The organism is Cupriavidus sp. FW305-26 (genome assembly GCF_058787975.1).
This window is the reverse complement of record NZ_JBYTAH010000025.1, coordinates 1-11940: the sequence shown is the minus strand read 5'-3', so window position 1 is coordinate 11940 and position 11940 is coordinate 1. Positions and strand designations below refer to the sequence as shown.

Genomic DNA, 11940 nt, shown 5'->3' with positions numbered 1-11940 from the left:
AGACTAGTCCTTCAAATTGCCAAGCTCGCGCCGCAGCGACGCCGCATTGGCCTCGCTGCGGGCGATGTCGTCGCGCAGCGCTGCCGTGCGATCGAGGTATTTCTGATAGTTGCGCTCATTGCCCTGGCGCTCCGGCTGGCCGTTGTTGTACTCGGCACGCAGCGCCTGCAGCTTGGCCTCTTCGGCCTGCAGCTCCTGCGAGAGCACCGCGCGGCGCTCACCGTCGCGGCTCTTCTGCGTGGCACTGTCCACGCGCGGGAAGCTGGTGCCGCCAGCCGCCGCGCCGGCGGTGCTGCCAGCGCCCTTGGCCGGCGCAGCGATACGCCCGCCCGGGACCGTCACCACCTCCGGCAGGTTCAGCTTCTTGCAGCCCTTGCCCGCGTTGCCATTGCGATACTCGGGCACGCCATTGGGCCCGGTGCAGACATAGACGTCCGAGGACTGCGCGGAAGACTGCCCGGCCCACGCGCCCAGCGTCAGCGCCACAGCACTCACCAGAACAGGGAATCCGAGACGAAATTGGTGCAGAGATCGGGGCAAGGTCAGGGTCCGGCGGGCCGTGCGTGAAGAGGCGTCCATGAACATGGCGTTAGGTTTGAACGGGATGGAACACGATTCCCCATTCTAGCGAGCAAAGCAAAAAGGGACAGCCGAAGCCGCCCCTTTCTGGTGCAACTGTTGCCCGGCCACAACCTGCGTCATTCCCGGGCAAAGGCCGCTTACAGCGAGTAGTACATTTCAAACTCGACCGGGTGCGTGGTCATGCGGAAACGCGTGACTTCTTCCATCTTCAGTTCGATGTAGGCATCGATCATCGAGTTCGAGAACACGCCGCCGCGGGTCAGGAACTCGCGGTCGTTGTCCAGGTACTCCAGCGCCTGGTCCAGGCTCGAGCACACGGTCGGGATCTTTGCATCCTCTTCCGGCGGCAGGTCGTACAGGTTCTTGTCGGCAGCTTCGCCCGGGTGGATCTTGTTCATCACGCCATCCAGGCCGGCCATCAGCAGCGCCGAGAAGCCCAGGTACGGGTTCATCAGCGGATCCGGGAAGCGGGTCTCGATGCGGCGGCCCTTCGGGTTGGCCACATACGGGATGCGGATCGAAGCCGAGCGGTTGCGGGCCGAGTAGGCCAGCTTCACCGGAGCTTCGAAGCCCGGCACCAGGCGCTTGTACGAGTTCGTGCCCGGGTTGGTGATGGCATTCAGGGCACGGGCGTGCTTGATGATGCCGCCGATGTAGTACAGCGCGAATTCCGACAGGCCGGCGTAGCCGTTGCCCGCGAACAGGTTCTGGCCGTCCTTCCACACGGACTGGTGCACGTGCATGCCCGAACCGTTGTCGCCAACGATCGGCTTCGGCATGAAGGTGGCGGTCTTGCCGTAGGTGTGGGCGACGTTCTGGATCACGTACTTCTGCATCTGGGTCCAGTCGGCGCGCTGCACCAGCGTGCTGAAGCGGGTGCCGATTTCGTTCTGGCCCTGGCCAGCCACTTCGTGGTGGTGGACTTCAACGGGGATGCCCAGCGATTCCAGGATCAGGCACATTTCCGAACGCATGTCCTGGAAGGTGTCGATCGGGGCGACCGGGAAGTAGCCGCCCTTCTTGCCCGGACGGTGGCCGCTGTTGCCGTGCTCGAATTCCTTGGCCGACGACCACGGGGCTTCTTCGGAATGGATCTTCACGAAGCAGCCTTGCATGTCGACGTTCCAGGTCACGCCGTCGAAGATGAAGAACTCGGGCTCCGGACCAAAGAAAGCGGTGTCGCCCAGGCCGGTGCTCTTCAGGTAGGCTTCGGCGCGCTTGGCGATGGAACGCGGGTCGCGGTCATAGCCCTTGCCGTCCGACGGCTCGACCACGTCGCAGGACAGCACCAGCGTCGGCTCTTCGTAGAACGGGTCGATGTGGGCGGTGTTCGAATCCGGCATCAGCAGCATGTCCGAAGCTTCGATACCCTTCCAGCCGGCGATCGACGAACCGTCGAAGGCGTGGCCGCTTTCGAACTTGTCTTCATCGAAGTGCGACACGGGCACGGACACGTGTTGCTCCTTGCCTTTGGTATCGGTGAAACGGAAATCGACGAACTTGACGTCGTTTTCCTTCACCAGCTTCATCACGTCTGCAACGCTGTGGGCCATGCCAATCTCCTGGATATTCGGCGGAAGTCTGAGAAAGCCAATTCTTGGGCCTGTCGTCACCGGCGCCGATGCATGCTCTGCCGCGCCGTCCCGACCAGCCACGAAAGGACGAAGAATGTTAGCAGAAAGCGTGCCATGCGAACGCCCCACCGCCACCGGCAGCCCGAAAAAAGTGCAACCTCGGCGAACCGCGCACCGCGGCGGCGTAAGAGAAGCAGCGGCTCGGCTGCCGAGTGGCGCACTGGTTACACGCATTCCGGCGTAGCGCCCCCTAATAAAACACCACAATGGTGCATTCAGCAAGGCGTCGCACTTGAACAGTGCGGATGCACCAAAAGGAGTCACCCGACGCCCCAACAGCAGTCAATGAGGCTTCGAATCGGCCCGGCGCTATAGAATAGTGCGTTGCGGCTTTGCCGCCTCCAATTCCATTCCTCAAATTTGTCACGCAGATGACCACCCGAGACGATCTCCTCCAGGCCGCCCGCCAGCGCCAGCAACAGAACCAGCTCCCGTATTTTGGCGCGCTGTCGCCGCAGGAAGCCTTTGCGCTGCTGCAGAACGATCCTTCCGCCGTGCTGGTCGACGTGCGCACCCAGGCCGAACTGGACTGGGTCGGCGGCGTTGACGTGCCGGACGCGCAGTTCGCCCATGTCGAATGGATGTCCTATCCGGGCGGTGCGCAGAATGCCCGCTTTGTCGAAGAGCTGAGGGCACGCGTGCCGGCCGACGTGCCGGTGCTGTTCCTGTGCCGCAGCGCGGCGCGCTCCAAGCACGCCGCGCGCGTGGCCACCGAAGCCGGCTACCACTTCGCCATGGACGTGCTGGAAGGCTTCGAGGGCAACCGCGACGACCACCACCACCGCAAGACTGTTGAAGGCTGGTGCGTGCGCGGACTGCCGTGGCACGGCGCCTGATCGCGGTCGGGCCAGAATGAGAGAAGGGGCAGCCAAGGCTGCCCCTTCTTCTTGCGACCCGTGCCGCCTTAAGCCTGCGCCGCTTCGCGCGGCGGCTGCTCCACGATCTCGAACCCCATCGCCTGCACGCCTGCGAGCAGCATCGCATAGGCCGGTGCCAGCAGATCGGCCGGGCCCTTGACCCCCAGGTCGATATGGCGGCGCGCGAAGCGGTCGCCGCGCTGCACGTCGCCGACCGAGGGCAGGCTGAACACGCGGATGCCCGGATGCGCCGCTTCGACCTTCTCCATCAGCGGCGTCAGCGTGGACTCCGGCGCCTCGAACACGTAGAAGGCCCGCTCCTGCTGCTGCACCTGGTGGAACAGGTGCGCATAGTCGTGGTCCAGCACCCATTCCATCATCGGCCATGCCATCACCGGGAATCCCGGCATGAAGTGGTGGTGACCGACCGAAAAGCCCGGGATGCGGTTGTAGCTGTTGGGAATGATGCGCGCGCCCTTGGGGAACTCGCCCATTTTGAAGCGGTGCTGGTTTTCCGGCTGATTCAGGTCGGCCTTGACCGGGTCGCCGCCGGCGGTCTCGGCAATGCGCAGCGCAATCAGTTCGCGCGCCTCGGGATGCAGCACCAGCGGCACGCCCAGCGCGGCGGCCACGCACTGGCGGGTGTGATCGTCCGGCGTGGCGCCGATGCCGCCGGTGCAGAACACCACGTCCGGGCCGGCCAGCGTGCGCCGCAGCGTGGCGGTGATGCGGGCTCGGTCATCGCCGACGTATTCGGCCCAGTCCAGCGCCAGCCCGCGCGCGCCCAGCAGTTCGATGGTGCGGCGCAGATGCTTGTCTTCACGCCGCCCCGACAGGATCTCGTCGCCAATGACGATCAGGCCAAAACCCATATTGCCCTCGCTTCAGGAATTTTCGATGCGGCGCACGTCGCTCGGCGCCAGGTCGATGACGTCGCCGTCAAGCGCCGGCTGGTCCGGCTGATGCGCCGGCGGCTGGGCCGGCACCGCCGCGCGCTCGGCCCGCAGCTGCGCCAGCGCGCGCAGGCAGAAGTGGCCGAACCACAGCGCCGAGAAGATAAAGATCAGCACATACAGCCACAGCGTGCCGGCCAGCACGAACGGAAACAGGAAGATCACCGCCGCCGACGACACCCACAGCAGCGTCGGCGCCGAGCCCAGCAGCCCCACCGCCACCCCGATCACCAGCAGCGGCGTGCGGTGGCGGCGCACCAGCGTCTTGCGCTCTTCGGCGCTGGCGTGGTCGGCGAGCGCGTCATATGTCATCACGCGGTAGGTCAGCCAGCCCCACAGCACCGGCGGGATCAGCGCAAAGAACGGCGGGATCAGCCACAGCGGCAGCGTCACCAGCACCAGCACCAGGAACACCAGCGTGCTGCCCAGCGACTGGAACACGCTGCCCAGGATGCTGCCGCCATGGGCCTTGGCCAGGTCCGGGTAGCTGCGCTCCAGGTGGCGCACCACCGCCGGCACCGAGAACACGCCGATAAACATCAGCATCGAGGCAATCACCAGCGGGATTGCCAGCGCCGCCACGAACAGCGGCGCCACGATGGTGCGCATCGATTGCAGGCCGAACCAGTCGAGCGCGCTGTAGATCCAGCTGGTCAGGATGGAGGTTTCCAGGAAGCTGCGCGTGGCGCCCATGATGGGGTCCCAGCCCCACCAGAGCAGACCGCCCCACAGCAGCGTGGCCAGGACGAAAGGCAGCACGGTCAGCATCAGCATGCGGGGATGCAGCTGGCTGACCAGCGCGCGGCCAAACGAGCGGAAGATATCGTTCATGCAGTCGAAGGCAGACAGGAGGAAAGGCGCCGGGCGCGGCAGAAGTCCGACTGGGCCGGACCGGCGGCAACCCGGAACACTAGCATACGCCGCTTGCCGCCGCGGCGCGCCGTGTTGCGCCGCGGGTGGAGGACTACCTCCAGACCCGCCGTTTCAGCGCAGCCGCAGCAGCCGCTTGATGCCGTACCACTGGTGCGCCAGGAAGCCCACGCCGTAGTCGTGGCCCTTGCCCAGCGGCGGCGGCAGCTGGTCGCGGATGCCGGTCGGGTGGTAGGTCTCGGTGAAGACCGCGGTGCCGAGCACCATGTCCCACCACGGGAAGATCACGCCGTAGTTGCAGCCGCCCAGCTTGGCCGGTGCGCCGTCGGCCTCATGGCCGATGCCCACGGCGTGGTGGGTGCGGTGAAAGCGCGGCGAGATCAGCAGCCGCTCGCCGATGGCGCCGAAGTGCAGTCGCACGTTGGCATGCTGCAGGCTCTGCAGCAACTGCGACAACGCCACCAGCAGCACGTACTGCGACGGCTCCACGCCCACGCCCAGCGCCACCAGCGCGAACACCAGATCGCGCAGCATGTCGTCCAGCAGGTGGTTGCGGTTGTCGCTCCACAGCGTCATCTGGCGCTGGCTGTGGTGCACCGCATGCAGATGCCACCACCAGCGGAACGAATGCGACAGCCGGTGGTACCAGTAGTCGAGGAAGTCGAACAGCAGCAGGTAGACAAAGAAGCTGACCAGCGGCACCGAGGTCACGCCCGGCCACCAGTCTTCCACATTGATGCGGTGCCAGCCCATCAGCCGCAGGTCGCCTTCCAGGGCGTCGGTCAGCGGCGCGAGCAGGAAGAACATGGCCAGCCGGAACAGCCCGAGCCGGTGGATCACCGTGTAGAAGATATCGGTGCGGATGCCGGCGCGGTCGGATACCGGCTCGACCGGGCGCCATTTCTCCAGCGGCCCCAGGATCAATGCCATCACCACGATCTGCACCAGGCCCACCAGCAGCCACTCGGTGCCGGTGAAGGCTTCCTCGGCATAGCGGCCAAACCCGAGGTCGTAGACCACGGGCAGCACCACGTCCTGGAACAGCGTGCCCTCGACCTGGCCGATCCAGCCGTTCAGCGTCTCCCACATCAGCGCCTGCCCTCCTTTTGCCCGACTGGCTGCGGCCTGGCGATCCAGTCGCGGTAGGCCGGGTGCTCGCGCAGCGTCGCGAAACAGAATCCCTTGCGCTCAAGGCCGGCGAGCAGCGGCTCCAGCACGCCGGGCGCCCACGGATCCTTGCGCGACCAGATGCCCAGGTGCGCCATGGTGATATCGCCGTCGCGCAGGTTGGCCAGCGCGCGTTCCAGCAGCGCCGCGTTGGGATAGCGGTCGGACGACAGCTCGTCGCCCAGGAACCCGGCCGGCGCCCAGCCGACGTGGCGGAAGCCGCACTGCTCGGCCCATTGCACCGTCTGCGGGGCGGTGCGCCCGCCCGGGGCGCGCCACAGCGGCACCATGGCGGCGCCGGTCATGCCGTGGAAGGCGTCGGCGCTGCGCCGCAGCTCCTGGCAGAATCCGGCCGCGTCCATGACCATGTCCTTGCCCGCCTGCGTGCCGAACTGCGGCCGCATGGTCACATGCCCGGCGTGCACGCTGCGCAGGTAGACATGGTCGAAGGTATGCGTGCCAAAGGCGTGGCCGTCGGCCACCAGTGACTTCCAGTACGGCGCCCAGGATGGGTCCAGCGAACTGTCCTGGCGCACGGTCGGCTCATTGGCCAGGAAGAAGGTGGCGCGGATATGGTGGCGGCGCAGCGTATCGGCGATCAACTGCGCCTGGCTCATGCTGCCGGTGTCGAAGGTCAGGTAAAGCGTGCCGGCCGGGCACGCCTTGGCGCCAGGCTTGGGCACGTCAGCCGCCTGCAGCGCGGACGGCAGGACGCAGGCAAGCGCCAGCGCAGCCAGCAGCCTGCCCAGCCGTCCGGATCGCGATGCCCTGGTATCGTCCATGGTCCCTGCCCTGCCCGGTCAATACAGCGGCGCGCGAGTGCGGAAATAGATGCCGTGCGGCGAGCGCCCGACGCGCACGGTCCTGACCAGCTTGCGGCTGGCCACGTCGACCAGGCCGACCGAGCGCGCCCAGCGGAAGGTGACCCACAGCGTCTTGCCGTCGGCGGTCAGCTCCATGTCGTCCGGGCCCGGCGGCAGGCCGGTGATGTCGCCGACCTTGGCCAGCGTCTGCTGGTCGATAATGCTGATGCTGCTCGTGACCCGGTTGCTGAGGAACAGGTGGCGCTTGTCGCCGACCGCGCGGAAGTTGTGCGCGCCCTTGCCGGTCTGGATCTGCTTGACCACCGTGCGCGTGCGCCAGTCGATCACGGCCACGTAATCAGCCCCGGTCATGCCGACCAGCAGGTATTTCTGGTCCGGCGTGACCCAGATGCCCGCCGGCGCCGAGCCGGTTTCCATGCGCCACATCACGTTCTGCGTGACCAGGTCGATGGCTGCCACCTCATTGGAGTCCTGCAGCGTGATGAAGGCGATGCGGCTGTCGGCGGTAAAGGCGATATGGCTGGGGGTCTTGGCCAGCGGGAACTGTTTGGCCAGCTTCAGCGCCTTGCCGTCCCAGCGGTAGAGGTCGACACGGTCGAGCCGGTTGCCGGTGGCGACAAACCACTTCTGGTCCGGCGAGAAGCCGATCTGGTACGGGTCGTCGACATTGGGCACGCGCTGCTGGACCTTGCCCGAGACCGGGTCCAGGAACACCAGGTCGTTGCCGACCGCGTTGGCAACGATCAGCGACTTGTCGTCCGGCGTTGCGATCAGGTGGTGCGGTTCCTTGCCGATCGGGAAGGTCTCCAGCACCTTCTGCGTATCTTTGTCGATCAGCGTGACGGTTGCATCACCTGAATTCAGGATCACCACCACTTCCGCCGATGCCGGTGCGGCCAGCAGGCCCAGCGCCAGGGCGCCCACCGTGAAACCACCAGCTACAACACGACGCAATGCGAACCGCAGCGCAAACATAAGACCCGCCAGAAGAAGACTGAACCGGCGATTCTAACGGTTGAGCACGAAAATCCGCTGACGCCGCGGCCGAACTCGATCAAGATTTTGGCAGATTGTTGCGCCGGAGCGACCATTTGCGGTTCGCCCCGGCATTGCGCCCCGCGCCGGCGCTCAGCGCTGCATCGATTCCCACACTTTCTGCAGCCGCTTGACCGACATCGGCACCGGTGTGCGCAGCTCCTGGGCGAACAGCGCGATGCGCAGCTCCTCCAGCATCCAGCGGAATTCCTCCAGCCGCGCGTCCTCGCCGCCGCGGCCCTGAGTGCGCAGCTGCTTTTCGGCCCGCTGCCACTGCTGCACCAGCGGCGCCATCTCCTGCGTGCGCTGGGTGTCGCGCGCCGGGTCGCCCTTGAGCTTGTCCACCCGCATGGCGATGCCCTTCAGGTAGCGCGGGAAATGGACCAGTTGCGTGTATGGGGTCTCGTCGACAAAGCGCTTGCCCATCAGCCGCCCGAGCTGCGCTTCCATGTCCGCATGGGGCCCGGCGAACGGCTTGGCCTGCAGCAGCTTGCGCGGCAGTCCGGCGTACTCGGCCAGGATGGTCCCCACCAGCCGCGCGATCTCCTGCGCCAGCAGCGACAGCCGGGTGCGGCCCTCATCCTTGCGTGCATTGAACTCGGCCTCGTTGCGCGGCAGCGGCGCCTGCATGCAGGCACGCTCCAGCGCCAGCATCACGACCTGTTCGCGCAGCATCTCCTGCGTGCCCAGCGTCATGTACTGCATCGCCATCTGCTGCAGGCCCGGGATGTTCTTCTCGATGAACTTGACCTGCTCGCGCAGCTGCAGCGCAAACAGCCGGCGCAGCCCCAGGTGGTGGACGCGGGCGGCTTCCTGCGGGTCGTCGAAGACTTCCACGTCGCAGTGCGTGCCGCGATCGACCAGCGCGGGGTAGCCGAACAGGGTCTGGCTGCCCTTGCGGATCTCCAGCAGCTCGGGCAGCTCACCGAAGGTCCAGCCGGTCAGTCCCTCGTACTTGCCGGGCTCGGCCGCGGCCAGCGGCGCCGCCTGCTCCGGGGCCTGGGTTGCCGCCTGTGCCGCGGCTTGCGCGGCCACCCGCTGGAACGACTGCTGCGCCTGCCCGCCCAGCTCGGCGCGCAGCTGGGCCAGGTTGCGGCCCATCTCAAGCTGGCGGCCGTGCTCGTCGACCACCTTGAAGTTCATCATATGGTGCGCGGGCAGCGTTTCCAGCTTGAAGTCGGCGCGCTTGACCATGGTGCCGGTCTGCTCGCGGATATCGGCAATCAGCACGTCCAGCAGCTCGCCCTCGCCAAGCGGCTGGCGCGCGACAAAGGCCGCGGCATATTCCGGCAGCGGCACGCAGTGGCGGCGCAGCTTCTGCGGCAGCGACTTGAGCAGCAGGTGCACCTTCTCCTTGATCATGCCCGGCACCAGCCAGTCGGCGCGCTCCTGGCGCACCTGGTTGAGTGCGTACAGCGGCACGGTCAGGGTCACGCCGTCGCGGTGGCTGCCTGGCTCGAAGTGGTAGGTCAGCCCCATGTCCACCCCGGCCACGTTCATGGCCTTGGGGAACAGGTCGGTGGTGATGCCGGCCGCCTCGTGCCGCATCAGCTCGTCGCGGTTCAGGTACAGCAGCTTGCGGTCCTTGCCGCTCTCTGCCTGGTACCACTGCTCGAAGCTGGCCTGCTGGCAGATGTCGGCGGGAATCGCGCGATCGTAGAAGGCGTAGATCAGTTCGTCGTCGACCAGCACGTCCTGGCGGCGCGACTTGTGCTCCAGGTTCTCGATCTCGCGCACCAGGCGCTGGTTGTGCGCGTAGAACGGCAGGCGCGTGTCGAACTCGCCCTCGACCAGCGCACGGCGGATAAAGATCTCGCGCGCTTCCTGCGGGTTCATCGGGCCGTAGTGCACGCGCCGGTGCTGGTAGACCACCAGCCCGTACAGCGTGGCGCGCTCCAGCGCCAGCACCTGGCCCGCCTTCTTTTCCCAGTGCGGATCGCTCCAGCTGACCTTGAGCAGGTGACGGCCCACCTGTTCCAGCCACTCCGGCTCGATGCGCGCCAGCGTGCGCGCGAACAGCCGGCTGGTCTCGACCAGCTCGGCCGCGACGATCCAGCGCCCGACCTTGCGCGCGATCAGCGAGCCCGGCCACAGGTGGAACTTGATGCCGCGCGCGCCCAGGTATTCGCGGCCCTTGCCGTCGCCATTCTCGATGCGGCAGCCGACATTGCCCAGCAGGCCGGTCAGCAGCGCCTTGTGCACCTGCTCATAGGTGGGCTCGCTGTCGTTCAGGCGCCAGCCCTGCTCGGTCACCGTGGTCAGCAGTTGCGAATGCACGTCGCGCCACTCGCGCAGCCGCAGGTGCGACAGGAAGTGGGCGCGGCACTGGTCCTGCAGCTGGCGGTTGGACTTCTTGTGCGCGACCGCGTCCTCGAACCACTTCCACAGCTTGACCCAGCCCAGGAACTCGGACTTCTCGTCCATGAACTTGCGGTGCGCCTGGTCGGCGGCTTCCTGCGCCTCCTGCGGGCGGTCGCGCGGGTCCTGCACCGACAGCGCGCTGGCGATGACCAGCACCTCGCGCAGGCAGTGATGCTCGCGCGCGGCCAGGATCATGCGCGCCACGCGCGGGTCCAGCGGCAACTTGGCCAGCTGGCGCCCGGTGCCGGTAAGCTGGTTGGCGTCGTCGACCGCGCCCAGTTCCTGCAGCAGCTGGTAGCCGTCGGCAACGGCGCGGCCCAGCGGCGGCTCGATAAACGGGAACGACTCGATCTCGGTCAGCCGCAGCGCCTTCATGCGCAGGATCACCGCGGCCAGCGACGAGCGCAGGATCTCGGGGTCGGTAAAGCGCGGCCGGCCGGCGAAATCGGACTCCTCATACAGCCGGATGCACACGCCGTTGGCAACCCGGCCGCAACGGCCGGCGCGCTGGTTGGCAGCGGCCTGCGAGATCGACTCGACCTGCAGTTGCTCGACCTTGTTGCGGTACGAGTAGCGCTTGACCCGCGCCAGCCCGGTATCGACCACGTAGCGGATGCCCGGCACCGTCAGCGAGGTTTCGGCGACGTTGGTCGCCAGCACGATGCGCCGCGCGTTGGACGGCTTGAACACCCGCTCCTGCTCCTGCACCGACAGCCGCGCAAACAGCGGCAGGATCTCGGTATGCGGCGGGTGGTGCTTGCGCAGCGCCTCGGCGGCTTCGCGGATCTCGCGCTCGCCGGGCAGGAACACCAGCACATCGCCCGGGCCGACGCGGCACACCTCGTCGACCGCCTCGACAATGCCGTCGTACAGGTCGCGCTCGCGCGCCTGCGGGCTGCGCGGCGCGCCCGCGGGCACGTCCTCGGTGATCGGACGGTAGCGCACTTCCACCGGGTACAGGCGGCCGCTGACCTCGATCACCGGCGCCGGCTTGTCGCCCGAGGCGAAATGCTGGGCAAAGCGCTGGGCATCGATGGTGGCCGAGGTGATGATCACCTTCAGGTCCGGGCGCTTCGGCAGGATCTGGCGCAGGTAGCCGATCAGGAAGTCGATGTTCAGGCTGCGCTCGTGCGCCTCATCGATGATCAGCGTGTCGTAGGCGCGCAGCAGCGGATCGTTCTGAGTCTCGGCCAGCAGGATGCCGTCGGTCATCAGCTTGACCGACGCCCCCGACGACATGGTGTCGTTGAAACGCACCTGGTAGCCCACGTGCTCGCCCAGCGGCGTGCCGATCTCCTGCGCAATGCGTTTGGCGGTCGAGGTGGCGGCGATGCGCCGCGGCTGGGTGTGGCCGATCAGCCCCCCACCCTCGCGCCCCGGGCCGCGCCCGATCGACAGGCAGATCTTGGGCAGCTGGGTGGTCTTGCCCGAGCCGGTCTCGCCCGAGACGATCACCACCTGGTTGGCCAGCAGCGCCGCGGCGATCTCGTCGCGGCGGCCGGAGACCGGCAGGGCCTCCGGGAAGGTGATGGGCGGCAGCGGGTTGACCGGCCTTGGCGCACGCGGCGCACGCGCCTCGCGGGGACCGCGTGGCGGGCGCTGCCCGGCTTCACCGGCCGGCCGGGCAGCGGCTGGCTGCGCACGGACGTCCGGCTTC

The 11940-nt window shown here is 67.2% G+C and carries 9 protein-coding genes; 1 reads left to right on the top strand and 8 read right to left on the bottom strand.

From position 1 onward, the window contains the following. Positions 1-3: 3 nt before the first annotated feature. Both AC3WQZ_RS15585 and AC3WQZ_RS15580 read right to left on the bottom strand, forming a co-directional pair. A complete protein-coding gene (locus AC3WQZ_RS15585; RefSeq protein WP_037024141.1) occupies positions 4-579 on the bottom strand; it encodes a hypothetical protein in 576 nt (191 codons plus the stop codon). Positions 580-719: 140 nt separating this feature from the next. Further along, positions 720-2135 carry a 3-hydroxylaminophenol mutase gene (locus AC3WQZ_RS15580; protein ID WP_010809454.1) on the bottom strand — a complete coding sequence of 472 codons (1416 nt, stop codon included), beginning with the start codon at positions 2133-2135 and terminating at the stop codon, positions 720-722. Positions 2136-2587: 452 nt separating this feature from the next. Between AC3WQZ_RS15580 and AC3WQZ_RS15575 the strand changes: the two genes are divergently transcribed. Further along, on the top strand, positions 2588-3052 hold the full coding sequence (locus AC3WQZ_RS15575; protein WP_010809453.1) for a rhodanese-like domain-containing protein: 465 nt from the start codon (positions 2588-2590) through the stop codon (positions 3050-3052). 68 nt (positions 3053-3120) lie between these two features. Here AC3WQZ_RS15575 and AC3WQZ_RS15570 read toward each other — a convergent pair whose 3' ends face one another. The 6 genes from AC3WQZ_RS15570 to hrpA form a co-directional block, all read right to left on the bottom strand. After that, on the bottom strand, positions 3121-3945 hold the full coding sequence (locus tag AC3WQZ_RS15570; RefSeq protein WP_011615614.1) for a competence/damage-inducible protein A: 825 nt from the start codon (positions 3943-3945) through the stop codon (positions 3121-3123). A 12-nt stretch (positions 3946-3957) separates the two neighbouring features. Beyond that, positions 3958-4857 (bottom strand): EI24 domain-containing protein, encoded by a 900-nt coding sequence (locus AC3WQZ_RS15565; protein WP_010809451.1) that lies wholly within the window; start codon positions 4855-4857, stop codon positions 3958-3960. A gap of 153 nt (positions 4858-5010) precedes the next feature. Beyond that, positions 5011-5985 (bottom strand): sterol desaturase family protein, encoded by a 975-nt coding sequence (locus AC3WQZ_RS15560; RefSeq protein ID WP_058697180.1) that lies wholly within the window; start codon positions 5983-5985, stop codon positions 5011-5013. After that, positions 5985-6845, bottom strand: a complete 861-nt coding sequence (locus AC3WQZ_RS15555; protein ID WP_011615616.1) for a polysaccharide deacetylase family protein — start codon at positions 6843-6845, stop codon at positions 5985-5987. The genes AC3WQZ_RS15560 and AC3WQZ_RS15555 overlap by 1 nt, the downstream gene beginning before the upstream one ends. A gap of 18 nt (positions 6846-6863) precedes the next feature. Beyond that, positions 6864-7862 carry a YVTN family beta-propeller repeat protein gene (locus AC3WQZ_RS15550; RefSeq protein ID WP_058697181.1) on the bottom strand — a complete coding sequence of 333 codons (999 nt, stop codon included), beginning with the start codon at positions 7860-7862 and terminating at the stop codon, positions 6864-6866. A gap of 153 nt (positions 7863-8015) precedes the next feature. Continuing rightward, positions 8016-11940 (bottom strand): ATP-dependent RNA helicase HrpA (gene hrpA / locus AC3WQZ_RS15545; protein WP_492300845.1); only part of this gene is annotated, 3925 nt, incomplete at its 5' end.